We start from the raw sequence: 25,744 nt of genomic DNA on the forward strand, positions 1-25,744 counted from the left end.
GACCGGACATTATGACACTTCCAGAATCGCCGCATGGACACCCCACTTCCGCTTCCGAAGTACCACCAGATCTACCTCGTGCTGCGCGAGCAACTGCAGGAGGGACGCTTCGACCGTGACGGCGTGCCGGGCGAGCATCTGCTGGCCGATCAGTTCAGCGTTGCGCGCATCACGATCCGCAAGGCGATGGAGATGCTCGTGGCCGACGGTCTCGTCGTGCGGCGCCCCGGGCTCGGCACCTGGCCGCTGCACGCGGGGCAGCGCACCGGCGGCGGCAAGGCGCCCGGCATCTCGCGCGAGAAGGCTCACCTCACGGGGCTGCTGGAGAACATCGTCAACATGGGGTTGCGCACGAGCGTGTCGGTGCTCGAGTCGTCGGTCGTGGGCGCCAGCGAAGCGGTTGCCGAAGCGCTCGCACTCGCCCCCGGCGCGCCGGTCTACAAGAGCATTCGCGTGCGCAGCACGCAGGCCGGCCCGCTGTCGTACATCACCACGCACGTGCCGGAGGGCATCGCCCGCATCAATCGCGAGGAGCTCGAGCGCAAGCCGCTGCTCATGCTGCTCGAAGCCGCGGGCGTCGAACTGGGCGGCGCCACGCAAACCATTTCCGCGCGTCTGGCCGATGCCGTCGTGGCGCGCCATCTCGACATTGCCGTCGGCTCCGCGCTGCTCGCGGTCACGCGCCTGGTGCGCGATGTGGCCGATCGCCCGGTGCAACTGCTGCAAGGCCTGTATCGCCCCGACCGCTACCAGTACCAGCTCCAGCTCTCGCGCGTCGGCGACATCGACGCCAAGGTCTGGGTCAGCGAAGAGCTGTCCGCCCAATTCCACTGATCACGTCCGGAGAATCGCCAATGAGTTCGCGTCGCACGTTCCTGCGTCAGTCCACCGCCCTGGCCGCGCTTGCCGCCGCCACCACCGCGCCCTGGGCCGCGCGCGCCGCCGGCAAGGCCGTGAAGATCGGCGTGCTGCATCCGGTCACCGGTGCGCTCGCCTATTCGGGCCAGCAATGCCGCCTCGGCGCGCTGCTGGCCGTCGACGACATCAACGCTGCCGGCGGCATCAGGTCGCTTGGCGGCGCGCCCATCGAAGCCGTGCTCGGCGACGCGCAATCGCGCCCGGAAGCCGGCTCGGCCGAAGTCGAGAAGATGAACGAGGCGGGCGTGTCGGCCATCGTTGGCGCGTATGCGTCGGCCATATGCCTCGCCACGACGCAGACCGCCGCGAAATACAACCTGCCTCACGTGGTGGACGTGGGCGTTGCCGACCAGATCGTCGAGCGCGGCCTTGCGAACACGTTCCGTTTCGGCCCGGGCTATCGCATGTGCTCGCTGCGCGCCGTCGACGATCTCGCCGCGCTTAACGCCGCGGCCGGCAAGCCGGCGAGGACGGTCATGATCGTGCACGAGGAGTCGCTCTTCGGCACCGGCACGGCGGCGCTGCTGCAAAAGGAGCTGCCTGCGCGCGGCTTCGAGATCAAGGAAATCATCAAGCACGCCAACCCCACGCGCGACTTCAACAACATCGTGCTGCGCATGCGCTCGGTCAACCCGGACATCGTGATTCCGGCGAACTACTACAACGAGTACGCACTGCTGCTGCGCGCGATGAAGCAACAGAAGGTGCGCCCGAAGGCGATCTACTCGGTCCTGGGCGGTGCGGCGTCGAGCTACAAGTTCCTCAAGGAGTTTCCGGACATTGCCGACGGCATCATCGACTGCAACCACTGGTTCAACCCGAAGGACGCACGCGTGGCCTCGCTCAAGCGGCGCACGGAAGCGAAGGGCGCTTTCTTCAGCTACGAAGTCTTCATGACATACACGGCGATGATGCTGCTCGCCGACGCGATCGAGCGCGCCAAGTCGGTCGACCGGGCCGCGATCACGGCAGCGCTGGCCTCGAGCACGTTCAAGGACCACCTGATGCCGTATGGGCCGACCAAGTTCGTGAACGGCCAGAACACGGGGGCGCAGCCGCTGCTCACGCAGGTCTCGGGCGGCGATATCAAGGTCATTCTGCCGGACGGCTACCGCCAGGTCGCGCCGGTGTTTCCGCTCAAGGCCTGACGCGATGCTCGATCCCGTCATTCTGCTCTCGGCGTTGCTCAACGGGCTGACGACCGGCGCGGTGTACGCCCTCATCGCGCTCGGTCTCACGCTCGTCTACGGCGTGCTGCACATCATCAACTTCGCGCACGGCGCGGCATTGATGGTGGCGCTCTATGCCGTGTGGCTGCTCAGGGAGAAGCTCGGCGTCGACCCATACGTCGCGCTGCCGTTCGTCACGCTCGGCATGTTCGCCCTCGGCTATGCGCTGCAGCGCGTCGTGATCGAGCGCGCCAGTCACGGCAAGGACGAGAACATCCTGCTCGTCACGCTGGGCCTGGCCATCGTGCTCGAGAACCTGGCGCTCGTGTGGTTCAAGTCCGACACGCACACCATCGACACGCCCTACACGCTCGCCACGGTGGACGTGGGCCCGGTGATGCTGGCCGTGCCGAAGCTGATCGCGTTCGGCGGCGCGCTGGCGGCCGCGGCGATTCTGTTCTGGCTGATGCGCGCGACCGATCTTGGCCGCGCGATTCGCGCGGTCGCCAAGGAGAAGCACGGCGCGAAGCTCATGGGCATCGACGTCGAACGCGTGTACGCGGTGTCGTTCGGCATCGGCATGGCCTGCGTCGGTGCGGCGGCGTGCTTCCTGCTGCCGACGTACTACGTCAATCCGCAAGTGGGCGGCGGCTTCGTGCTGGTGGCCTTCACGATCGTGGTGCTCGGCGGCATGGGCAGCTTCACCGGCGCGCTCATCGGCGGGCTGCTCATCGGCGTCGTGGAGTCGCTCAGTGGCCTGTGGCTCGGCGATTCGCTCGGGCAGATCGGCATCTTCGCCATTTTCATCATCGTCGTGCTGCTGCGCCCGCAGGGGCTGTTCGGCGCGCAGGCCTGAAGGGACGGGAGAGCAAAGATGCAAAGCATGAGCAGGAGCAAGCGATGAGAGATCTTCGATGGATCGTGTTGTTCGGCGTTGTCGCGACGGCGCTACTCGTCACGCTGCAGTCGGGCGTGTGGCTGTCGTTTCTGATGATGACGCTCTACACGGTGCTGCTCTCGCAGTCGTGGAACATTCTGGGCGGTTTCGGCGGACAGTTGTCGTTCGGCCACGCGCTCTTCTTCGGCGTGGGCGCCTACGCACAAGCGATCGCGCAACTGCGCTGGGGATGGAACCCGTGGGCGGCCATGCCTTTGGCCATCGCGACGGGCACGCTGGTGGCCATGGTCATCGGCGCGGTCACGTTCCGCTATGGCCTCAAGGGGTCGTACTTCGCGCTGGTGACGCTCGCGTTCGCGGAGGTGTTCCGCATTCTGGCCGTCTCGCTGCCATTTACCGGCGCGGGCGTGGGCCTGATGGTGCCGTTGCACCAGGGCGTGAGTCAGTTGCAGTTCGCCTCGCCGCGCGGCTATGCGTTCGTGCTGCTCGCGTTCGTGGTGGCCGCGTTGCTGGTGACGGCATGGTTGCGGCATTCGCGCTTCGGCGCCTGGCTACAGGCGGTGCGCGACAACGAGAGCGCCGCGCGCGCGGTGGGGGTGAACCCGCTGCGCGTGAAGCTCGGCGCGATCGCGCTGTCCGGCGCGTTCATGAGCGCCGCGGGCGTGTGCTACGTGCAGATGTTCCAGTACATCGACGCGGGCATTGCCTTCGGTTCGACGATCTCGGTCGAGGCGCTCGTCGGTGTGATCGTCGGTGGGCTCGGCACGCTGTGGGGACCGGTGCTCGGCGCCGCCGTGCTGTACACGCTGGGCGAGCTCACCCGCAACCTTTTCGGTGAATTGCCGGGGCTGTCGATGGTGATCTATGGCGCCGTGCTGATTCTGATCGTGATGTTCCTGCCGCGCGGCATGACGGGCGCCGGGGCATCGGTGCGCCGCCTGTTCGGCATGGACAAAACCAGCACGCGAGCGCACGGCGAAGGGCGCAACGACGCACGAGCGGCCGCGGCGCGCGAGGAGAAGGCCCGTGTCTGAAGCCTTGTTGAAAGCCGATGGCCTGTCCATCACCTTCGGCGGCCTGAAGGCCGTGCAGGACGTCAGTCTCACGATCCGGCCGGGCACGCTGAGCGCGCTCGTCGGGCCGAACGGCGCGGGCAAGACCACGTTGTTCGGCCTGCTCTCGGGGTTCCTCACGCCGAGCGCCGGCCGGGTCGAATTCCAGGGGCGCGACATCACCGGCCAGGCGCCGTTCGTGACGGCGCGCCAGGGCCTCACGCGCACGTTCCAGATCGTGCAGCCGTTCGGCGCGCAGACGGTGCGCGAGAACATTGCCGTCGGCGCGCATCTGCACGAGAGCAATCGGCGCGCTGCACTGCGTGAGGCCGAGGCCATCGCCGTGCGCACCAACCTGCAGGCGCAGCTCGACAAGCCGGCGGCCGATTTGACGGTGTGCGGGCGCAAGCGCCTGGAACTGGCGCGCGCGCTGGCCACGCGCCCACGCCTGCTGCTGCTCGACGAAGTGCTCGCCGGTCTCAATCCGAGCGAGATCGACGAAATGATCCCCGTGGTGCGCGACATCGCGGACAGCGGCGTGACGGTGCTGATGATCGAGCACGTAATGCGCGCCGTCATGAGTCTTGCCGAGCACGTGTGGGTGCTCGCGCAAGGCCGGCTGATCGCCGCGGGCACGCCGCGGGAGGTGACCTCCGATCCCGCCGTCGTCGAGGCCTATCTCGGGCATGGCACGGCGGCGCGTCTGGCCGCGCATGCTGCCCAGGCAGCCCAGGTCGGGCAGCTCGGGGCGGTTGGGCACAAGGGAGGCATGCAATGAGCCATCTGCTCGAAGTCGAAGGCCTGCGCACCGGCTACGGCCGTGTGGAAGTGCTGCGCGGTGTTGATCTGACGGTCGGCGAGGGAGAGATCGTGGTGCTGCTCGGCAGTAACGGCGCCGGCAAGTCCACGCTCAACAACACGCTCTCGGGCATCAACCCGGTGTGGGCCGGACGGGTGCGGTTCGACGGCCACGATCTGACCGGACGTCACTACCGCGAGGTCGTCAAGGCGGGCTTGATTCAGGTGCCCGAAGGCCGGCGCATCTTCCCGAACCTCAGCGTGCGCGAGAACCTCGCCCTCGGCGCGTTCGCCCGCGCTCGCGCGCAGCGCGAGCGCAGCCTGGAGCGCATGCTCGATCTGTTTCCGCGTCTGCGCGAGCGCATCGCCCAGCCGGCCGGGACGATGTCCGGCGGCGAGCAGCAGATGCTCGCCATCGGGCGCGGCCTGATGGCCGAGCCGCGGCTGCTGATTCTCGACGAACCGTCGCTCGGGCTCTCGCCGCTCATGGTCGAGGAACTGTTCTCGCTCATCGCGCGTTTGCAGCGCGACGGTCTGTCGATCCTGCTCGTCGAGCAGAACGTCGGCCAGTCACTCGAGACCGGCCAGCGCGGCTACGTGCTCGAGAACGGCGCCATTGGCCACAGCGGTACGTGCGCGGAACTGCTCGCCAGCCCCGAGCTGCGCCGCGCCTATCTCGGAATGTAAGGGACTCATCGTGGCTCAAACTCTCACGCAAAAGCTGCTGGCCGCCGCCTGTGGGCGCGCCGAGGTAGCCGTCGGCGAGATCGTGACGTGCAAGGTCGATCTCGCCATGTTTCACGACTCGAGCGGCCCGCGCCGCCTCCAGCCGATGCTCGAATCGCTTGGCGCTCAACTGTGGGACAAGTCGAAGGTCGTGCTCGTGATCGACCACTACGTGCCCGAGTCGGACGACGAATCGCGCCGCATCGTGCGCATCGCGCGCGACTGGGCGCGGGCGCAGGCGCTGCCCAACGTCTACGACTCGGTCGGCATCTGCCATGTGGTCGTGCCCGAGCACGGCCACCTGCGCCCCGGCATGTTCTGCGTGGGCGGCGACTCGCATTCGCCGACCGGCGGCGCGTTCGGCGCGTACATGTTCGGTATCGGCAGCACGGAAATGCTCGGTGTGGCCGTGTCCGGCGAAATCTGGGTGAAGGTGCCCGACACCCTCCAGATGCGTTGGGACGGGCGGCTCGCCGACGGCGTCACGGCCAAGGACATGATGCTGCACATGATCGGCCGCTTCGGCATGAACGGCGGGCGCTATCAGGCCATCGAGTTCTGCGGCGAGGCGGTGCGTGCGCTGTCGATGCAGGAGCGCATGACGCTCTCGAACATGAGCGCCGAACTGGGCTCGCAAGTCGGGCTGATCGCCCCGGATGCGACCACCGTCGACTACCTGCGCTCGGTTGGCGTGACGGGCCCGATCGACGTCGGGCGCTGGCAAAGCGACGCGGGCGCGCGGGCCGAAGTGCACGCGTTCGACGCGAGCAAGCTCGCCCCGCAGGTCGCCGCGCCACACAGTCCCGCCAACACGCGCGCCATCGACGCGTTTGCCGACGTGGCAATCGATGTGGCCTATCTCGGCGCGTGCACGGGCGCGAAGCTCGACGACCTGCGCGCCGCCGCCCGTGTCCTCAGGGGCCGGCGCATTGCCGACGGTATGCGCTTCGTCGTGGCGCCGGCATCCGCGCGCGATCAGGCGCAGGCGGCGAGCGAGGGCGTGATGGACGTGCTCGTCGCGGCCGGTGCGCAGGTGCTCGCCAGCACCTGCGGCGCCTGTGCGGGCTATGGCGGCTCGATCCCGGAAGGGGCGACCGTCATGTCGAGCACCGCGCGCAATTTCAAGGGGCGCATGGGCGCGGAGAGCGCGCAGGTCTATCTCGGCTCGCCCTACGCCGTCGCCGCCGCCGCGCTCACGGGCCGCATTGCCGATCCACGCGACGTCCTCGCCTGATTCCGTACCGACAACGCTCTCCATGACATTGCCAAGGTCTACTCCTGCTTTCGCCGCGCCCGCGCATCGTGCGTGGGTGGTCGGCGCCGACATCGACACCGACGCGCTCGCGCCGGGCGCGTACATGAAATTCGGCATCGACGAGATCGCCCGTCACTGCCTGCATCGCGTGCGGCCCGAATTCGCGGCCGGGGTCGCGCCGGGCGACGTGCTCGTGGCCGGACCGAACTTCGGTATCGGCTCCTCGCGCGAACAGGCGGCCGCCGCGCTCGTACACCTCGGCGTGCGCGCCGTGATCGCACCGTCGTTCAACGGCCTGTATTTCCGCAACGCCTTCAACGTGGGGCTGTTGCTGCTCACGTGCGCCGAGGCGCATCGCATCGCCGAGGGCGAAGCGGTGCGGCTCGCGCCGCGCGAAGGCTTCATCGAGCGCGCCGACGGCACGCGTCTGGCCTGCGAGAACGTGCCGGGCTTCCTGCTCGACATGGTCGAGGCGGGCGGCCTGCTCAATCTGCTCAAGCGGCGCAGCTCGACATCTCACGCGACACCTAACGGAGTTTCTTCATGCTAGATCCCGTCACGCTGGCGGTCCTCAAGGGCCGGCTGGAGCAGATCGCCGACGAAATGGACGCGACGCTCTACCGCAGCGCCTTCAACCCGATCATCGCCGAGGCCCATGATGCCTGCCACGGCATCTACGACGCGGCCAGCGGCGCCACGCTCGTGCAGGGCAAGTCGGGCCTGCCGGTCTTCGTCGGCGCCATGGCCTTCGCCGTGCAGGCGGCCGCGCGCGCCGCGGCCGAGCGCGGCGGCATGGTCGAGGGCGACGTCTGGCTGTTCAACGACCCCTACGAAGGCGGCACGCACGCCAACGACTTCAAGCTCGTTCGCCCCGTCTTCCGTGACGGCCGGCTGTATTGTTTTCTCGCTTCGGCCGCGCATTGGCACGACGTGGGCGGCGCAGTGCCGGGCAACTACAACCCGGCGGCGACCGAGTGCTGGCAGGAGGCGGTGCAGATCCCGCCGGTGCGCATCGTGCGCGGCGGCGAACTCGACGCCGACGTGCTCGCCATTCTCAAGGCCAACACGCGTTTGCCCGATAGCCTCTGGGGCGATCTGAACGGGCAGTTGGCGGCGCTCGAACTGGGCGGGCGACGCCTGTCCGATCTGCTCGACGAATACGGCGACGCCACGGTGCAGGAGGCGCTCGCCCAGTTGCGCGAGCGCGCCGTGAAACTGATGCGCGCTCACGTGGGTGCGCTGCCCGACGGCGAATACGTTTATCGCGACACGCTCGACAACGACGGCGTGCGCGACGAGCCGCTCACCATCGCGCTGCGCATGCGCGTGGCGGGCGACACGCTCACGCTGGACTTCACCGGCACGTCGCCGGCGTGCATGGGGCCGGTAAACATCTCGCGCGCCACGGCCATTGCGGCGTGTTACGTCGCGCTCAAGCACCTGTTCCCGGACGTGCCCGCCAACGCCGGCGTGCTCGACGCCGTGCGCTTCGAGCTGCCCGAAGGGCTGCTCATCTCCGCGCAACGCCCGCGTCCGGTCGGCGGCTACACCGAGACCATCCTGCGCATGATCGACGTGATCTTCTGCGCCATGGCGCAGGCCGCTCCCGAGCGCGCCATGGCGCAGGCCTACGGCACCATCAACGCGCTGTCGATCGCGGGCTATCGCACCGATGCGGCGCGCAAGGGCCAGCGCTGGGTAATGTTCAGCTTCTTCGGCGGCGGCCATGGCGGTCACAGCGACGGCGACGGCCTGTCGCACGGCAACGCCCCGATCTCGACGGCCACCATTCCGCCGGTGGAGATTCTCGAAGCCGCTTATCCCGTGCGTTTCACGCAATGGGCCCTGCGCCCCGACTCCGCCGGCGACGGCGAGCATCGCGGCGGACTCGGCGCCATCTACGAAATCGAGCTGCTCGAAGACAGTGCCGAGGCTTTCGTGTTCGGCGAGCGCGGGCGCTCGGCGCCGCAGGGCATTGCCGGCGGCCGGGCATCGGTGCCCAACGTCTTTCGCTATCAGCGCGAGGGGCAGTGGCATACGCCGCCGATGGCCTCGAAGATGCTCGGCATCAAGCTCGCGCGCGGCGAGCGCGTCCGGCTGGAGACGCCGGGCGGCGGCGGCTACGGCGACCCGGCCCGGCGCGACACGCGCCAGCGCGAACACGATCGTGCGATGGGCTATGTGACAGGGGCGAAGGCGGATACCCGCGCTGACGCCGCCGACCAGGCAACGAAGGAGCAACAGGCATGAGTGCAGTCGCCATCCCCCAATCCCCGCTCGTCGTTGGCGTCGACGTGGGCGGAACCTTTACCGATCTGTTCGTGCTCGACGAGGCGGCCGGCGTGGCGCGCATCGTGAAGGTGCCGTCCACGCGCGGCGAGGAAGCGCGCGGCTTCATGAACGGAATCGAGCGCGTCGATGCGTCGGGCAAGGGCGGCGCCGCGGCGATCGCCACCATCGTGCATGGCACGACGGTGGGCACGAACGCGCTGCTCGAGCGCAAGGTCGCCCGCACGGGCATCATCACCACGGCAGGCTTTCGCGACGTGCTCGAGATGCGCCGCCGCGACCGGCCGGCCACGTGGGGCCTGCGCGGCAATTTCACGCCCATCGTGCCGCGCGATCTGCGGCTCGAAGTCGACGAGCGCGTGCTGGCCGACGGCACGGTGCACACCGAAGTCGATATCGCGCAGGTCGAGGCCGCGGCACGCGCGCTGCTCGAAGCGGGATGCGAAGCGGTTTGCGTGTTCTTCGTCAACGCCTACGCGAATCCGGTAAACGAGCAACGGGCGGTCGCCGCGGTGCGTGCGTTGTGGCCCAATGGCAACGTGACGGCCGCCACCGAAGTGCTGCCCGAGATCCGCGAGTTCGAGCGCTGCTCGACCGCGACGCTCAACGCGTCGCTGCAGCCGGTGGTGGGCGGCTATCTCACGCGGCTCGCGCGCGACCTGCAGGCGCAGGGCTTCGGCGGCGAACTGCTCGTGGTGCAGAGCAATGGCGGGATCATGTCGCGCGAGACGGCGAGCGACGTGCCGGTGCGCACGGCACTCTCGGGCCCCGCGGCCGGCGTGATCGCATGCGCGGCCATTGCGCGCGCGGCCGGTTTCGCCAACGTGGTCACGGGCGACATGGGCGGCACGTCGTTCGACGTGTCGCTGGTCGCGGGCGGCGAAGCCTCGCTCTCTGCGCAGACGTCCATCGAATTCGGCATGGTCGTGCGCTCGCCGATGATCCAGATCGAGACGATCGGTGCGGGCGGCGGCTCGATTGCGTCCGTCGATGCGGGCGGCCTGCTGCAGGTCGGCCCCGAGTCGGCCGGCAGCGTGCCGGGGCCGGCGTGCTATGGGCGCGGCAATTCGCGCCCCACCGTCACGGACGCCAACGTGCTGCTCGGCCGCATTGCCGCCGACCGGCCGTTGGGCGGCGGGTTGCTGGCAAAGCTCGACGCGAGCCTGGCCGAACGCGCGATCGGCGAGCACGTGGCCGAGCCGCTCGGACTCGACGTCCACGCGGCGGCCGAAGCCATTCTCACCGTTGCCAATGCGAAGATGGCCGGCGCCATTCGCGTGGTCTCGATCGAACGCGGCCACGATCCGCGCCAGTTCGCCTACATGCCGTTCGGCGGCGGGGGCGCGCTGCACGTGTGCGCGATGATGCGCGAGGTCGGCACCACGACCGGCATCGTGCCGCGCTATCCGGGTGTGACCTCCGCGCTCGGCTGCGTGATCGCCGACATGCGGCACGACAGCGTGCAGACGCTCAACCAGCCGCTCGCCGCGCTCGACACGGACGATCTCGTCGCGCGCGTGGAGGCGCTGGGGCAGGCATGCCAGCAACGCCTCGACTCGGCCGGCGTGCGCTTCGACGCCGTGCGCGAAGTCATCGAACTCGACATGCTCTACGTGGGCCAGAGCCACACGGTGCGGGTGCCGGTGGCGCGCGAGGCGCTCGATCGCGAAGGTATTGCACGGGCATTCGAGACCGCGTATCGCGAGGCTTTCGGGCGCGCGCTCGACGGCATTGCGGTGCGCATCATGAACCTGCGCTATGCGCGCATAGGCGTGCGTCCGAAGTTCGACCTCGCGGTGCTCGCGCCGCAAGCGACCGAAATGCCGGCGCCGCTCGGCACGCAGCGCGTCTATCACGCGGGCCAGTGGTGGGACGCCGTGCGGCATGCACGCCTGGACCTGCCGGTCGGCGCCGTGGTCGCGGGGCCCGCCATCCTCGAACAGTCCGACACGACGATCTGGCTCGAACCCGGTTTCTCCGGGCGCGTCGATGCGCTGGGCAATCTGCTCATCACGCGCGACGCCTGAGCCCCACCACAGGAGATTCGGCTCATGAGCCCGACCGCAAGATTCGATGCGACGCGCACTGCGCTCGTCATCGTCGATCTACAGAACGATTTCATTACGCCCGGCGGCGCCTACGATCGGGGGGGCGCGACAACGGCCGAGGCGCAGGCGCTGCCCGCGCGCCTTGCGCCTGTCGCCCGCTCGCTCAAGGCGGCCGGCGGCTACGTGGCGGCAAGCCAGTTCACGCTTTGGCCCGACGCGCACGGCGAGCCGATGATCTCGCCGCACCTGAAGCAATTGCGCCCGTTCCTGCGGCGCGGCGACTTCGTGGCGGGCACGAACGGGCACGCCACGGTGGCGTCGTTGGCCGGACACGTCGACGTCTCGGTGTGGAAGGTCGCCTATTCCGCCTTCTTCAATACGCAGCTCGACTGGGTGCTGCGGCGAGCCGGCATCGACACGGTGGCGGTGTGCGGCATCGTGACGAATGGCGGCGTGGCCAGCACGGCGCGCGACGCCCACATGCGCGATTACCGCGTGCTCGTGCTCGCCGACGGCTGCGCCGCGTCGACTCCAGCGGCGCACGACGCCGCGCTCGCCGATCTGCGCACGGTCGGCGAAATCGTCACTTGCGAGGCCTTCGCGGGCCGGATCGCAGCATGAGCGCACACGGCATGACGGAAGGCCCCGTCGTTCGAAAGGGGCGCCCGCCCGTCGACGACCTGCCGCAGGTGAGCGTGGTGATCGTCGGCGCGGGCGCGTGCGGGCTGACGGCCGCGCTCGTGCTGCAGGACGCCGGCGTCGACTGCGTGCTGCTCGAGCGCGACGCCGTGCCGAGCGGCTCGAGCGCGCTGTCATCGGGTTTCATTCCGGCCGCGGGCAGCGCCGTGCAGCGTGCTGCCGGCATCGACGATAGTCCGGCGCGGTTCGCGGACGACATCATGCGCAAGACCAGGGGCACCGCCGCCGCGCATCTGGTGGCGGCGTACACCCAGGCGTCGGGACCGGCCATCGATGCGCTGGCGCGCCACGGCCTGACGTTCGACGTGCTCGACGGCTTTCTGTATCCCGGACACAGCGTGCGCCGCATGCACAGCCTGCCCGAGCGTACCGGTGCGGCCCTCATGGCGGCGCTCGAGCGCGCGGTGCTGGCAACCGACGCCGCCATTCTCACGCGCACGCTCGTGCGCGAGCTGTGGCTCGACGACGCCGGCCGCGTGCAGGCCGTGGGGGGCGTGCGGCCCGACGGCGCGATGGAGTACCTGGGGTGCGACATGCTGCTGCTCGCCTGCAACGGTTTCGGCGGCAATGCGGCGCTGCGTGCCGAATGGCTGCCGGAGATGGCCCACGCCGTGTATGGCGGCCACGAGGGCAACGACGGCAGCGCGCTGCTGTGGGGCAGGGCGCTCGGTGCGGCGCAGGCCGATCTGGGCGGCTATCAGGGCCATGGCTCGTGGGCGAGCCCGCATGGGGTGCTGATCTCGTGGGCCGTCATCATGGATGGCGGCGTGCAGGTCAATCGTGAAGGCCGGCGTTTTCACGACGAAACGCACGGCTATTCAGAGGCGGCCGTCAACGTGCTGGCGCAGCCGGGCGGCGTCGCGTGGAACGTGTTCGATGCGAAAACGCTCGCGCTTGCGCGCACATTCCCCGACTTCCGGGAGGCCGAAGCCGCGGGCGCGCTCAAGCGCTGCGCCGACGTCGACGCGCTTGCCGCCGCGATCGGATGCGACGCGGCCGCGCTGCGCGCCACGCTCGACGGCGTGAGGCCCGATGCCACGCCGGCCGACGGGCGGCGCTTCACCCGAACGCTCCATGCGCCGTATTACGCCGTCAAGGTCACGGGGGCGCTGTTTCACACCCAGGGTGGCCTCGACATCGACGCACACTGCCGCGTGCTGCGCACCGACGGTTCGCCGTTTCCCAATCTATTGGCCGCCGGCGGCGCGGCGCGAGGCGTATCGGGCAACGCCGTATGGGGCTACTTGTCCGGCAACGGATTGCTCTCGGCCGTGGCGGGCGGGTATCTGGCCGCCACGACCGCCATCGCAACGCTCGGCGCTGCATCACATTCTCAGGAGACTTGCGCATGACGACATCGTCGTCTCTCAAACCGCGGCTTGCCGATCGGCTCGGACAAGGCGTGTTGCTCGCGCCCGGCGTGTACGACGCGCTGTCCGCGCTCGTCGCCGCGCAAGCCGGCTTCGACGCGCTGTATCTGTCGGGCGCGTCCATTGCCTACACGCGGCTCGCTCGCTCCGACATCGGGCTCACGACCTATCCCGAAGTGGAGGACACGCTCGCGCGCATTGCCGAGCGCGTGCCGGTGCCCGTGATCGTCGACGCCGACACGGGCTTCGGCAACGCGTTGAACGTCAAGCGGACCGTGCGCGGTTTCGAGCGCGCCGGCGCGGCCATGATCCAGTTGGAAGACCAGACGTTTCCGAAGCGCTGCGGGCATCTCGACGGCAAGGGCGTCGTGAGCGTCCAGGAAATGGCGGGCAAGGTGCGCGCGGCGGTCGACGCGCGGCACGACGCCGGCACGCTGATCCTCGCGCGCACCGATGCGGTGGCCGTCGAAGGGCTCGATGCCGCGCTCGATCGCGCCGAGCGCTATCTCGAAGCGGGCGCGGACGCGTTGTTCATCGAAGCGTTGCGCACGACCGAGCAGATGGCCGCGGCATGCGAGCGCTTCGCCGCGCGCGTGCCGCTGCTCGCCAATATGGTCGAGGGCGGCAAGACGCCGGTGCACAGTGCCCGGGCGCTGGCCGACATCGGTTTTCGCATCGTCATCTTCCCCGGCGGCACGGCGCGCGCGGTCGCGCACGCGCTGCAGGGGTATTACGCGAACCTTCGCGAGCACGGAACGACCGCCGCCTGGCGCGACCGCATGCTCGACTTCGACGGGCTCAACGCCGTGATCGGCACGCCCGAACTGCTGGCCGAGGGAAAGCGCTACGAATGAAGCGCGCCCGGCCCAACGGCCGGCGCGTTGTCCGGTGGCAGCGGCGTGTCACGTGGGTCACGCCGTCGTCAGACGCCTGCCGCAGCACATCGCGGCAGGCTTTTTTCGTATTGGCCGCGCCCGCTCAGACGATGCCGTCGCGGCGCAGCTCGGCGATCTTCGCGTCGTCGAAGCCCAGACGCTCGCGCAGGATGTCGTCGCTGTGCTGGCCCAGCGTCGGCGGCGCAGTGCGCGCGAGCGGCGGCGTCTCGCTCATCTTCATGGGGCTGGCCACCAGGCGTGCGACCCCGCCCGACGGATGAGGCAGCTCGAGCGCCATCTCGCGCGCGATCACCTGCGGGTGCGCGAACACTTCCGGCAGCGTGTTGATCGGGCCGCACGGTACGCCGGCCGCTTCGAGCCTGTCGATCCATGCGTCCTTGCCGAACTTGCGCACCATGCGCGCGAGCAGCGGCACGAGCGCCTCGCGATGGCGCACGCGCGCCGGGTTCGTGGCGAACCGTTCGTCATCGGCCAGCGCCGGTTCGCCGCCGGCTTCCACGAACTTGCGGAACTGACCGTCGTTGCCCACGGCGACGATGATCCAGCCGTCGTCGCCGGTCTGGAAGGTCTGATACGGCACGATGTTCGGATGCGCGTTTCCCCAGCGCACGGGCGCCTTGCCGCTCGCCAGATAGTTGGTGTTCATGTTGGCGAGCATGGCGACCTGCGTGTCGAGCAGGGCCATGTCGATGTACTGGCCCACGCCGGTGCGATCGCGGTGGGTGAGCGCGGCCATGATGGCCAGGCTTGCGTACATGCCGGTCATCAGGTCGGCGATCGCCACGCCGGCCTTCTGCGGACCGCCCCCGGACAGGCCGTCGCGCTCGCCCGTGATGCTCATGAAGCCTCCGATGCCCTGCACGATGAAGTCGTAGCCGGCGCGCGAGGCGTATGGGCCATTCTGGCCGAAACCGGTCACCGAGCAATAGACGAGGTCGGGCCTGACGGCCCTGAGCGAAGCGTAATCGAGCCCATATCTGGCGAGCTGGCCGACTTTGTAGTTCTCGACGACGACGTCGCTCTGCGCGGCCAGGGCGCGCACGATGGCCTGCCCCTCGGGACGCGAGATGTCCAGCGTGAGCGAGCGCTTGTTGCGATTGGCGGCAAGGTAGTAGGCTGCCTCGGCCGTGTCGTTGCCCTCGGCGTCGCGCTGATAGGGCGGGCCCCAACTGCGCGTGTCGTCACCCACGCCGGGGCGCTCCACTTTGATTACGTCCGCGCCCAGATCGGCAAGGTTCTGCGTCGCCCACGGACCGGCCAGCACGCGCGAAAGATCCAGCACCCGAATATGGCTCAGCGCGCCCATCGTCATCTCTCTCCTTGAGGGGATCGCCTCATGGTCGCCGACGTTGCGTGTCGGGCGTCATGTGCGAAACGTTGTTTTGCAATGCGGAACTCGTGGTCAGCAGTCTACGTGGGTGACCGGCGTCTTGACCAGCGTCGTTTCGCAGTGCGGTTGGCAGCGGTTCGATGGGTGCCGAGCGCGTGGCCGAGGGTGTGGCCGAGGGGTGTGGCCGAGCACGCGGTGGAAGGCGCGGCGCGGTGATACGGCCGATTTCCCGTATAATCAAAAGTTTGCAAAATACCCGCCAGGCTTCGCTTTGCGCCCGCCCGGTCCCCACGCTCTCAAGCACGCTATGAAAGTCGCAGACATTCGGGAAAAATTCCTCAACTTCTTCGAGTCGAAGGGGCACACGATCGTGCGCTCGTCGAGCCTCGTGCCGTCCAATGACCCCACGCTGCTGTTCACGAACTCCGGCATGGTGCAGTTCAAGGACGTCTTCCTCGGCCTCGAGACGCGCCCCTACAAGCGCGCGACCACGGCCCAGCGCAGCGTGCGCGCCGGCGGCAAGCACAACGATCTGGAGAACGTCGGCTACACGGCCCGTCACCACACGTTCTTCGAAATGCTGGGCAACTTCTCGTTCGGCGACTACTTCAAGCGCGAAGCGATCCAGTACGCGTGGGCGTTGCTCACCGACGTCTACAAACTGCCCAAGGACAAGCTCTGGGTCACGGTCTACAAGGAAGACGACGAGGCCTACGACATCTGGGCGAAGGAAGTCGGCGTGCCGACCGAGCGCATCATCCGCATCGGCGACAACAAGGGCGCGCGCTACGCGTCGGACAACTTCTGGCAGATGGCCGACACCGGTCCGTGCGGCCCGTGCTCGGAAATCTTCTACGACCACGGCCCCGACGTGTGGGGCGGCCCGCCGGGATCGCCCGAAGAGGACGGCGATCGCTATATCGAAGTGTGGAACCTCGTGTTCATGCAGTTCAACCGCGACGAGCAGGGCAACATGACGCCGCTGCCCAAGCCGTGCGTCGACACCGGCATGGGGCTGGAGCGTATCGCGGCCGTGCTGCAAAACGTGCACAGCAACTACGAGATCGACCTGTTCCAGCACCTGATCAAGGCCGCGGCGCGCGAGACCGGCGTGAGCGATCTGAGCGCGAACTCGCTCAAGGTGATCGCCGATCACATCCGCGCCTGCTCGTTCCTGATCGTCGACGGCGTGATCCCCGGCAACGAAGGCCGCGGCTACGTGCTGCGCCGTATCATCCGCCGCGCGATCCGTCATGGTTACAAGCTCGGTTGCAAGCAGCCGTTCTTCTATAAGCTCGTGCCGGATCTGGTCGCCGAAATGGGCGCGGCCTATCCGGAGCTGGCCCAGGCGCAGCAGCGCGTGACGGACGTGCTCAGGCAGGAAGAAGAGCGCTTCGGCGAAACCATCGAGAACGGCATGGAGATTCTCGAAGGCGCGCTGGCCGATCTGGCCGCGCGCGGCGTGACCACGCTCGACGGCGAACTCGCGTTCAAGCTGCACGACACGTATGGCTTCCCGCTCGATCTGACGGCGGACGTCTGCCGCGAGCGCAACATCTCGGTCGATGAAGCCGGTTTTGACGCCGCGATGGCGCGTCAGCGCGAGCAGGCGCGCGCCGCCGGCAAGTTCAAGATGGCGACGGCCCTCGAGTACGACGGCGACAAGACGCGCTTCCAGGGCTACGACACGCTGTCCATCGAAGGCGCGAAGATCACGGCGCTGTACGTCGACGGCACGAGCGTGGGCAAGCTGGGCGCGGGCCAGCAGGGTATCGTGGTGCTCGACACCACCCCGTTCTATGCCGAGTCGGGCGGTCAGGTCGGCGATCAGGGGCTGATCACGACGGCCGGCGCGCGCTTCGGTGTGGCCGATACGCAGAAAATCCAGGCCGACGTTTTCGGTCACTACGGCACGCTCGAATCGGGCGAACTGAAGGTGGGCGACGCCGTGACGGCGCAGGTCGATGCCGTGCGTCGCGCGCGCACGGTGCGCAACCACTCGGCGACGCACCTGATGCACAAGGCGCTGCGCGAGGTGCTCGGCACCCACGTGCAGCAAAAGGGCTCGCTCGTCGACGCCGACAAGACACGCTTCGACTTCGCGCACAACGCCGCCATGACCGCCGACGAAATCCGTCGCGTGGAAGACATCGTCAACGCCGAAGTGCTGGCCAACGCACCGGTGCATGCGGCGCTCATGTCCTACGACGATGCGGTAAAGGGCGGCGCGATGGCCCTGTTCGGCGAAAAGTACGGCGACGAAGTGCGCGTGCTCGACATCGGCACGTCGCGCGAACTGTGCGGCGGCACGCACGTGGCGCGCACGGGCGACATCGGCCTGTTCAAGATCGTGATGGAAGGCGGCGTGGCCGCCGGTATCCGCCGCGTGGAAGCGATCACCGGCGACAACTCGGTGCGCTTCGTGCAGAAGCTCGACGACCAGCTCAACGAAGCCGCGGCCGCGCTCAAGACGCAGCCGGCCGAACTGACGCCGCGCATCGCGCAGGTGCAGGAGCAGGTCAAGTCGCTCGAGAAGGAACTGGCCGCGCTCAAGTCGAAGCTCGCGTCGAGCCAGGGCGATGAACTGGTCGGGAAGGCGGTCGACGTGAACGGCCTGAAGGTGCTCGCCGCTCAGCTCGACGGCGCCGACGTCAAGACGCTGCGCGAGACGATGGACAAGCTCAAGGACAAGCTCGGGAGCGCAGCCATCGTGCTCGCGGCTGTCGACGGCGGCAAGGTGAGCCTGATCGCCGGCGTGACCGCCGACGCGACCGGCAAGGTCAAGGCGGGCGAGCTGGTCAACTTCGTCGCGCAGCAAGTCGGCGGCAAGGGCGGCGGCCGCCCCGACATGGCGCAAGCCGGCGGCACCGATCCGTCGCAACTGCCGCAGGCGCTCGCCGGCGTGCAGGGCTGGGTCGCGGGCAAGCTGTAATTCGCCGGCAGCCCGTTGGCAATTCGTGGGCGCTGCCGACGGCAGGCGGCGCCCCCGCCTGCGGCGATTCATTCTGTCGGCCCCGGCCGGGCCCTATCAAAACGCGCACTTCGGTGCGCGTTTTTGCTTGTGTTGCCGGCCACCTCAATGCCTGGCGCTCAAACTCGCCGACGCGCCGACGCGCCGACACGTTGAATGCCCCTGTCCACACAGGGGAACCATCGCCTCGCAAGATGCTTTGCATGTAAAGTATCCGGCATGCCGCGCGCCTCGCTGCGCGTTCTCGCCGTCGTTAGTCCTTGCCCGCCTGCGGGTCAGCCATTCTCATGCCAGCCACACTCGCCGAATCCGACAGTGCCGTCACGCCTCGCCAGCCCCGACCGGAACGCGCGGCGTGGCGCATTGCCCTGTCTTGCATGCTTGCCCTGTCCATTGCGATGGGGATCGGGCGCTTCGCCTTCACGCCCATGCTGCCGCTCATGCTTCATGAGCATCTCACCGACATTCAACACGGGAGCTGGCTCGCGTCGCTGAACTACGCCGGCTATTTCGTGGGCGCGCTGTCGTGCATGTGGCTGCATCTGACGCCGACGCTCATCATTCGCTTCGCGCTGGCGACCACGGTCGCGTTGACGTTCGCCATGGGCATGACGGAGTCGTTCGTGGTGTGGGCCGTGGTGCGCACGCTCGCGGGCGTGATGAGCGCGTGGGCGATGGTGTTCTCGGCGGGATGGGGATTTCGCAAGCTGGCCGAGCTGCGCATGCCCAGCCTGGGCGGTGTGATCTTCGCCGGGCCGGGCGCCGGCATCGTCGTGACCGGTTTGCTCGCGAGCCTGAACACGGCCATGGCATGGCCCGCGCGGGGTGGCTGGCTGTCGTGCGGCGTGCTCGCGCTGGTGCTGCTCGCCGCGATCTGGCGCACGTTCGTGGCCGATGCGCCGGCGGCATCGGCGGCGCCTGGCGCGAGCCGGACGGCGGACGATGCGGCGCCGCACGCCGTCAACCACGGCAGCGGCGAGAACGTGATCCCGGTGACGGTGCTCTACGGTTTTGCCGGCTTCGGCTACATCATCACGGCGACGTTCCTGCCGGTGATCGCGCGTCAGGCGCTGCCGGGCTCGCCATGGCCCGATCTGTTCTTCCCGCTGCTGGGCCTCATGGTGATTCCCGGCGCGATCATCGGCGCGCGCGCGCCGCTCGCGTGGGACAACCGGCTGCTGCTCGCGGCCTGCTACGTCATGCAAGGCGCGGGGGTGGGCATCGGGATCGTGCTGCCCAACGTTGCCGGTTTCGCGCTCGGCAGCGTGCTCGTGGGGCTGCCGTTTACGGCGATCACCGTGTATGCGGTGCGCGAATGCCGGCGCCTGCGTGGGGACAACGCCAATGGCCTGATCGGTCTGGTCACGGCATCCTACGGCATCGGGCAGATCGTCGGGCCGCTCGTGGCCGCACCGCTGGTCGCCGCCACGGGCAGCTTCACCGCCGCCCTGCTGTGCGCGAGCGGCGTGCTCGCACTCGGCGCAATCGGCTTCGTGTGGGACTGGCGACGCTCGCACGAGCACGCACCCTGAGCCGGGCGTGTCGCCCGGCGCGAGCTTCGACGTTCGGCACTCGCGACACTTTCATCTTCGGAACCTGCGCATGTCCTTTACCCTGAAGGCGGGCAAGAAGGCCGCCACCGCCATGAGCGACGCCGAGCGGCAGATGCGCGTCGACCTGGCGGCCTGCTACCGGCTCGTGGCGCTCCATGGCTGGGACGATCTCATCTACACGCACATCTCGGCGATGGTGCCCGGCGAGCCGGGGCACTTCCTCATCAATCCGTTCGGCCTCACGTTCGATGAAGTGACGGCGTCCAATCTCGTGAAGATCACGATGGACGGCGAGATCGTCGGCGAGAGCGAACATCCGGTAAACGTGACGGGCTTCGCCCTGCACGGCGCGGTGCACGCCGCGCGGGCCGACGCTGTATGCGTCATGCACCTGCACAACACGGCCGGCATTGCCGTCTCGAACCAGCCGCACGGGTTGCTGCCGATGTCGCAGCACGCCCTGCGCTTTCACGAGCGCATTGGTTACCACGAGTACGAAGGGCTGGCGTTCTCGCCTTCCGAAGGCGAGCGGCTCGTGGCGTCGCTCGGCGCGCATCCGGCGATGCTGCTGCGCAATCACGGCACGCTTACCGTCGGTCGCACCGTCGCCGAGGCGTTCGTGTTGATGGCCACGCTCGTCAAGGCGTGCGACATCCAGTTGCTAACGCTCGCCGGCGGCGTCGCGCCGCATCTGCCCAGTCCGGCCGTGCAGGACAAGACAGCCGTGCAACTCGAAGACGGCGGCGCGATCGAAGGCGTGCTCGAGTGGCCCGCACTGCTGCGCAAACTCGATAGAATAGACGCCTCGTTTCGCGATTGACGGCCCCGGGCGCCATCGGCCGCGCAACGTCCAGCGGGCCGCCCGCAAGGCGACAGTCAGTCACGGGCGGGCCGCCGGCTTCGATAACAGCACAAGGAGAGACACAGCAATGCCTACGTTTCACGTCGAGATGTTCGAGGGTCGCACGGTCGAGCAAAAGCGTGCGTTCGTCAAAGCCGTCACGCAAGCGGCGGTGAGTACGATCGGCTGCACGCCGGAGTCCGTCGATATCATCATTACCGACGTCAAGCGCGAGAACTGGGCCACCGGCGGCACGCTGTGGTCCGACCCGCGACCGGAATGAGCCGGCACAAGGCTCACGGTTGGATTTGTTCATGACGGGGGCCGCGACGCGGCCCCGTCCGCGTATTGAAGAGGTCGCCATGTCACACGCGCCGTCCGCCCCCCATGTCTCCCACGTATCGCCGCTTGCCGCACCCGCTGGCGGCGGGAGCGCACAAACGCCTCAGCATTTCGCGTCGGACAATTACGCCGGCATCTGCCCCGAGGCGCTGCACTATCTGGTGGAGGCCAACGCCAGCGGGCATGAGGTGGCGTATGGCGACGATACGTGGACGCAGCGGGTCTGTGACGGCCTTCGCGGGCTGTTCGATACGGATTGCGACGTCTTCTTCGTGTTCAACGGTACGGCAGCCAACTCGCTCGCGCTGGCCTCACTCTCGCAGTCGTATCACTCGGTGATCTGTCACGAACTCGCGCACGTCGAGACCGACGAGTGCGGCGGGCCGGAGTTTTTCTCCAACGGCGCGAAGTTGCTCACCGCACGCGGGCGCGAGAACAACGGCAAGCTCACGCCGGAGGCCGTCGAGTCGGTCATCAGCCGGCGCTCGGACATCCATTTCCCGAAGCCCAGGGTCGTCACCCTGACGCAGGCGACGGAAGTCGGCACGGTCTATACCGTCGACGAAATCAAGGCCATCTCCGCGGTGGCCCGGCGCCGCAACCTGCGCGTACACATGGACGGCGCACGTTTTGCCAACGCGGTTGCCACGCTCGGCTGCCATCCCGGCGACCTCACGTGGCGCGCGGGCGTGGACGTGCTTTGCTTCGGTGGAACCAAGAACGGTCTGCCCGTGGGCGAGGCCGTGGTGTTCTTCAACCGGGCGCTTGCCGAGGACTTCGCTTACCGTGTGAAGCAGGCCGGTCAGCTCGCCTCGAAGATGCGCTTCATTTCGGCGCCGTGGCTGGGCATGCTCGAGCACGACACCTGGCTGCGCAACGCGCGCCACGCCAACGCGATGGCGCAATGGCTCGCCGAGCGTATTCGCGACGTGCCGGGCGTGTCGCTGATGTTCGAGACGCAGGCCAACGCCGTGTTCGCCGAACTGCCGCTGCACGTGATCGAAGCGCTGCGCGCCCGGGGGTGGCGCTTCTACACGTTCATCGGCGCAGGCGGGTGCCGTTTCATGTGCGCCTGGGACACGCGCGTGGAGACCGTGGAGCGGCTTGCCGCGGACATCCGGGCGCTCGCCGGCGCCTGAGCGGCCCGGCGGCGGAGCCGCCACGCTCAGCCTTGCCGCGGGGCGGGCGCCGTAGGCGTGAGAAAGCGGTGCGCGAGCGCGTGGTAGAACGACGGCGCAATCGCTTTCGAGACCTGGGTGGAGAGCAGCGCCACGGCCATGAGCGGAATGACCATCTGGTGGCCGTCGATCATCTCCATGACGATCACGAAGGCGGTGATCGGCGACTGCGTGACGGCGGCCAGATAACCGACCATGCACAGCGCGGCCATCGCGGGCAACGGCACGACGGACGTGAGGTGCGCCATCACGTTGCCGAGACCCGCGCCGATGGCCAGCGACGGTGCGAAGATGCCGCCCGGAATTCCCGAGAGGTACGACACCGACAGCGCCGCGAATTTCAGCAGCGCGTAGAACGGCGAGAGCGCCTCGTGCGATTCGAGCAGGGCGCGTGCCTCGGCGTAACCGCTGCCGAACGTCAGGCCGCCCGAGGCGATGCCGATCACCGCGATGGCGAGCCCGCACAGGAATGCGAAGCGAACCGGGCGCGCCCGGCGCAGGTTCACGAGCGGGGCGGGCATCCAGCGTGGGACGTTGAGCATCAGCCAGCTGAACAGGCCGCCGGCCACACCGGTGAGCAGGCTCGCGGCGACGAGCACGGGGATCAGCGCCCAGTGAAATTCGCTGAGCGCCTTGATGTGGCCGAAGTACAGGTAGTTGCCCTGCAGGCCGAGTGCCACGACGCCCGAGAAGATGATGGCGGTAATGAGCGTGCCGCTGCTGCGAGCGACGAAACTGCGGCTCAGCTCCTCGATGGCGAACACGACGCCCGCGAGGGGGGTGTTGAAGGCGGCGGCCAGCCCCGCGGCGGCGCCGGCGAGCGTGAGCTGGCGCTCGATGTGGGCGCTGCTGCGCCGGTAACCGCGGCGCATTGCGTACATGAGCGAGGCGCCGATCTGCACCGTCGGGCCTTCACGGCCGATGGTGAAGCCGCACAGGATGCCGAGGAACGAGATCGCGATCTTGCCGAACATGATGCGCAGCGTGAGCAGCGATTTCGAAAGTCGCGAGTCCTGCAGCGCGGCGATGACCTGCGGAATGCCGCTGCCTTCCGAGCCCCTGAAGCATTTCTGCGTCAGCCAGATGGCCAGCGACGCGCCCAGCGGCGTGACGATGAGCGGCAGCCACAAACCGTGCGAGAGCATGCGCTGGAACAGCTCGAAGCCGAAGTCGACGAGCTTGGCGTATGCGACCGAGACCAGACCGACGAGCACTGCGCCCAGCCAGAATACGCCGTAGTTGCGCCACAGGCGCTGCGAGCGGCGCATGCCTCGCCTGGCGAGTCGGGCCGGCAACGCGGGGCCGGTGGACGTGGCGGACTCGGAAGCGTCGGAAGCGGGCGTGGCGTTGGGAATGTCGGACACGTGGCGGGGACGAAAGCGGCGGGACAAAGGGCGATTATAAGCCCGCGCCCGGGCCGCGCCGTTGGCGGGAGTCCCGGAATCAGCGGAATGTGCAGCGCGTCATGAGTTCATTTAAGATATTCGAATTCGCCGAAAAACGATCATGACTGAACTTCTTTTCTGTCCCCGCTGCGCCGCGCCGCTCGATTCGCGCGAGATGGCCGGACGCGTGCGCCGGGCCTGTCCGGATCTCGTCTGTGGTTTCGTGCATTGGGATAACCCGTTGCCGGTGGTCGCCGGCCTCGTGGAGTATCGCGGCCAGATTCTGCTGGCCCGCAATGCCGCCTGGACCGAAGGCATGTTCGCGCTCATCACGGGCTTCCTGGAGCGCGACGAGACCCCCGAGGACGGCGTGCGGCGCGAAATCAAGGAAGAAACCAACCTCGACGTGGACGCGATCTCGCTGCTCGGCGTGTACGAGTTCATGCGCAAGAACGAACTGATCATCGCGTATCACGCGGTATGCGACGGCGATATCCGGCTCTCGGAGGAGCTTGCCGAATTTCGTCTCGTGGCGCCCGAGCGCGTGCGGCCCTGGCGCGCCGGCACCGGGCATGCCGTGGCAGAGTGGCTGCGGCGCCGTAATCTGCCCGTCGAGTATGTGGAATCGGCGCGCTCGTCCATTGCCGACTGAGTGCCGACTGAGTGCCGACTGAGTGCCGACTAAGTGGCCGGCGGCGGGGCAGGCACGGGTGACCGACGCGAGACTACGGTAGAATCGCGGTCTGCACGGCGAACCCGGCACACGAGTCGGACGATGCGTAGGGCCCGGACGAAACATACGAGACACAGTAGAGGGACATGAGCATGGAATTCCAGAAAGAAGTCGACGCGAGCGGCCTGAATTGCCCGCTGCCGATCCTGCGCGCCAAGAAGGCGCTGGCCGAAATGCAAAGCGGCGAAGTGCTGCACATCATCGCGACCGATCCGGGCGCCGCCCGTGACTTCAGCGCGTTTGCCAAGCAGACGGGCAACGAATTGCTCGAATCGCGCGAAGACGGCAAAACGTTCCACTTCCTGATGCGTCGCCGCTGAACCGCGCGGCGCACACGTCGTGCGCCAGCGGGGGTAAAAAAAGCCGACGGGCCCGCCGTCGGCTTTTTTATTGGTCGGGCGAGATGGCTTACACCAGATCGCCGTGCGACTCGCGCAGATATTCGCGAAACGCGTCCTTCAACTCCGGGTGGCGCAGCGCGAATTCCACCGTCGCCTTCAGGTAGCCCAGTTTGCTGCCGCAATCGAAACGCTTGCCCTTGTAGCGATAAGCCAGCACGACTTCATCCTGCATGAGCTTCTGGATGGCGTCCGTGAGCTGGATCTCGCCGCCTGACCCCGGGTCGATCTCGCGGATGCAATCGAAGATGCGCGGACGCAGCACGTAGCGGCCGACCACGCCGAGATTCGACGGCGCGTTCTCCGGAGCCGGCTTCTCGACGATGTCGGTGAGCTTGACGATGTCCGTCTCGCCCCACTCGTTACCCGCGACGATCCCATACGAGCGGCTTTGCTCGATGGGGATCTCTTCCACGCCGATGATCGAGTTGTGATACTGGTTGTACAGATCGACCATCTGCTTGAGCACAGGCGGCTCGCCGTCGAGCAGGTCGTCGGCGAGGATGACCGCGAACGGCTCGTCGCCCACGAGCTTTTCGGCGCACAGCACGGCGTGGCCCAAGCCCAGCGCTTTGGGTTGGCGCACGTAAAAGCAATCGATGTGCGACGGCTTGATCGAGTGCACCACCTCGAGCAGCGCCTGCTTGTTCTTCGCTTCGAGCTCCGCTTCGAGTTCGAACGCGGTGTCGAAGTGGTCTTCGATGGCGCGTTTGTTGCGTCCCGTCACGAAGATCATTTCGGTAATGCCGGCGGCTGCCGCTTCCTCCACCGCATATTGAATCAGCGGCTTGTCGACGACGGGCAGCATTTCCTTCGGACTCGCCTTGGTCGCCGGGAGGAATCGGGTGCCGAGACCCGCCACGGGGAACACGGCTTTGGTCACTGCGGTTTTCAT

At 68.0% G+C, this 25,744-nt stretch carries 23 protein-coding genes; 20 read left to right on the forward strand and 3 right to left on the reverse strand.

From position 1 onward, the window contains the following. Positions 1-33: 33 nt before the first annotated feature. From PNO31109_RS17870 to PNO31109_RS17930, 13 genes are read left to right on the forward strand one after another with little or no spacing between them, the layout of a single operon-like run. A complete protein-coding gene (locus tag PNO31109_RS17870; protein WP_150556811.1) occupies positions 34-834 on the forward strand; it encodes a GntR family transcriptional regulator in 801 nt (266 codons plus the stop codon). A 20-nt stretch (positions 835-854) separates the two neighbouring features. Further along, on the forward strand, positions 855-2,066 hold the full coding sequence (locus tag PNO31109_RS17875) for an ABC transporter substrate-binding protein (protein ID WP_150556812.1): 1,212 nt from the start codon (positions 855-857) through the stop codon (positions 2,064-2,066). A 4-nt stretch (positions 2,067-2,070) separates the two neighbouring features. Next, positions 2,071-2,943 carry a branched-chain amino acid ABC transporter permease gene (locus tag PNO31109_RS17880; protein WP_150556813.1) on the forward strand — a complete coding sequence of 291 codons (873 nt, stop codon included), beginning with the start codon at positions 2,071-2,073 and terminating at the stop codon, positions 2,941-2,943. A 44-nt stretch (positions 2,944-2,987) separates the two neighbouring features. Then, on the forward strand, positions 2,988-4,019 hold the full coding sequence (locus tag PNO31109_RS17885; RefSeq protein ID WP_150556814.1) for a branched-chain amino acid ABC transporter permease: 1,032 nt from the start codon (positions 2,988-2,990) through the stop codon (positions 4,017-4,019). Continuing rightward, positions 4,012-4,815 carry an ABC transporter ATP-binding protein gene (locus PNO31109_RS17890; protein WP_150556815.1) on the forward strand — a complete coding sequence of 268 codons (804 nt, stop codon included), beginning with the start codon at positions 4,012-4,014 and terminating at the stop codon, positions 4,813-4,815. The genes PNO31109_RS17885 and PNO31109_RS17890 overlap by 8 nt, the downstream gene beginning before the upstream one ends. Continuing rightward, positions 4,812-5,522: an ABC transporter ATP-binding protein gene (locus tag PNO31109_RS17895; RefSeq protein WP_150556816.1), complete on the forward strand. Its 711-nt coding sequence runs from the start codon at positions 4,812-4,814 to the stop codon at positions 5,520-5,522. Before PNO31109_RS17890 ends, PNO31109_RS17895 begins: the two co-directional genes overlap by 4 nt. A 7-nt stretch (positions 5,523-5,529) precedes the next feature. Next, positions 5,530-6,795 (forward strand): 3-isopropylmalate dehydratase large subunit, encoded by a 1,266-nt coding sequence (locus PNO31109_RS17900; protein ID WP_150556877.1) that lies wholly within the window; start codon positions 5,530-5,532, stop codon positions 6,793-6,795. A gap of 22 nt (positions 6,796-6,817) precedes the next feature. Next, the gene (locus tag PNO31109_RS17905) at positions 6,818-7,366 is read left to right on the forward strand and encodes a LeuD/DmdB family oxidoreductase small subunit (protein WP_150556817.1); all 549 of its coding nucleotides are present in this window, start codon (positions 6,818-6,820) and stop codon (positions 7,364-7,366) included. Then, entirely contained in the window at positions 7,360-9,066 is a 1,707-nt protein-coding gene (locus PNO31109_RS17910) for a hydantoinase B/oxoprolinase family protein (protein WP_150556818.1), read from the forward strand. Before PNO31109_RS17905 ends, PNO31109_RS17910 begins: the two co-directional genes overlap by 7 nt. After that, positions 9,063-11,132, forward strand: coding sequence for a hydantoinase/oxoprolinase family protein (locus PNO31109_RS17915; protein ID WP_150556819.1), 2,070 nt, complete (start codon positions 9,063-9,065; stop codon positions 11,130-11,132). Before PNO31109_RS17910 ends, PNO31109_RS17915 begins: the two co-directional genes overlap by 4 nt. Before the next feature lie 24 nt (positions 11,133-11,156). After that, positions 11,157-11,774 (forward strand): cysteine hydrolase family protein, encoded by a 618-nt coding sequence (locus PNO31109_RS17920; protein ID WP_150556820.1) that lies wholly within the window; start codon positions 11,157-11,159, stop codon positions 11,772-11,774. Between the two features lie 11 nt (positions 11,775-11,785). Then, a complete protein-coding gene (locus PNO31109_RS17925) occupies positions 11,786-13,204 on the forward strand; it encodes an FAD-dependent oxidoreductase (RefSeq protein WP_150556878.1) in 1,419 nt (472 codons plus the stop codon). Continuing rightward, a complete protein-coding gene (locus PNO31109_RS17930; RefSeq protein ID WP_150556821.1) occupies positions 13,201-14,076 on the forward strand; it encodes an isocitrate lyase/PEP mutase family protein in 876 nt (291 codons plus the stop codon). Before PNO31109_RS17925 ends, PNO31109_RS17930 begins: the two co-directional genes overlap by 4 nt. Before the next feature lie 124 nt (positions 14,077-14,200). On the opposite strand, the gene PNO31109_RS17935 is transcribed toward PNO31109_RS17930, so the two are convergent. Continuing rightward, positions 14,201-15,424: a CaiB/BaiF CoA transferase family protein gene (locus PNO31109_RS17935; protein WP_150556822.1), complete on the reverse strand. Its 1,224-nt coding sequence runs from the start codon at positions 15,422-15,424 to the stop codon at positions 14,201-14,203. 331 nt (positions 15,425-15,755) lie between these two features. On the opposite strand from PNO31109_RS17935, the gene alaS reads away from it, so the two are divergent. The 5 genes from alaS (at position 15,756) to PNO31109_RS17960 (ending at position 22,294) form a co-directional block, all read left to right on the forward strand. Beyond that, positions 15,756-18,380, forward strand: coding sequence for an alanine--tRNA ligase (alaS, locus tag PNO31109_RS17940; protein ID WP_150556823.1), 2,625 nt, complete (start codon positions 15,756-15,758; stop codon positions 18,378-18,380). 326 nt (positions 18,381-18,706) lie between these two features. Next, entirely contained in the window at positions 18,707-19,951 is a 1,245-nt protein-coding gene (locus tag PNO31109_RS17945; protein WP_150556824.1) for a YbfB/YjiJ family MFS transporter, read from the forward strand. A 70-nt stretch (positions 19,952-20,021) separates the two neighbouring features. Next, positions 20,022-20,792, forward strand: coding sequence for a class II aldolase/adducin family protein (locus PNO31109_RS17950; RefSeq protein ID WP_150556825.1), 771 nt, complete (start codon positions 20,022-20,024; stop codon positions 20,790-20,792). Further along, complete coding sequence (locus PNO31109_RS22410; protein ID WP_370750488.1) at positions 20,788-21,096, forward strand: 4-oxalocrotonate tautomerase; 309 nt, start codon at positions 20,788-20,790, stop codon at positions 21,094-21,096. The genes PNO31109_RS17950 and PNO31109_RS22410 overlap by 5 nt, the downstream gene beginning before the upstream one ends. A gap of 79 nt (positions 21,097-21,175) precedes the next feature. Beyond that, positions 21,176-22,294: a threonine aldolase family protein gene (locus PNO31109_RS17960; protein WP_150556827.1), complete on the forward strand. Its 1,119-nt coding sequence runs from the start codon at positions 21,176-21,178 to the stop codon at positions 22,292-22,294. A gap of 26 nt (positions 22,295-22,320) precedes the next feature. On the opposite strand, the gene PNO31109_RS17965 is transcribed toward PNO31109_RS17960, so the two are convergent. Continuing rightward, complete coding sequence (locus PNO31109_RS17965) at positions 22,321-23,601, reverse strand: chloride channel protein (RefSeq protein ID WP_150556879.1); 1,281 nt, start codon at positions 23,599-23,601, stop codon at positions 22,321-22,323. Between the two features lie 238 nt (positions 23,602-23,839). Between PNO31109_RS17965 and PNO31109_RS17970 the strand changes: the two genes are divergently transcribed. Both PNO31109_RS17970 and PNO31109_RS17975 read left to right on the forward strand, forming a co-directional pair. Then, the gene (locus tag PNO31109_RS17970) at positions 23,840-24,370 is read left to right on the forward strand and encodes an NUDIX domain-containing protein (protein ID WP_150556828.1); all 531 of its coding nucleotides are present in this window, start codon (positions 23,840-23,842) and stop codon (positions 24,368-24,370) included. Positions 24,371-24,543: 173 nt separating this feature from the next. Further along, on the forward strand, positions 24,544-24,771 hold the full coding sequence (locus tag PNO31109_RS17975; protein ID WP_150556829.1) for a sulfurtransferase TusA family protein: 228 nt from the start codon (positions 24,544-24,546) through the stop codon (positions 24,769-24,771). Positions 24,772-24,859: 88 nt separating this feature from the next. On the opposite strand, the gene galU is transcribed toward PNO31109_RS17975, so the two are convergent. Continuing rightward, positions 24,860-25,744, reverse strand: coding sequence for a UTP--glucose-1-phosphate uridylyltransferase GalU (galU, locus tag PNO31109_RS17980; protein WP_150556830.1), 885 nt, complete (start codon positions 25,742-25,744; stop codon positions 24,860-24,862).

This window comes from Pandoraea nosoerga (assembly GCF_902459585.1).
GTDB classification, from domain to species: Bacteria; Pseudomonadota; Gammaproteobacteria; order Burkholderiales; family Burkholderiaceae; genus Pandoraea; species Pandoraea nosoerga.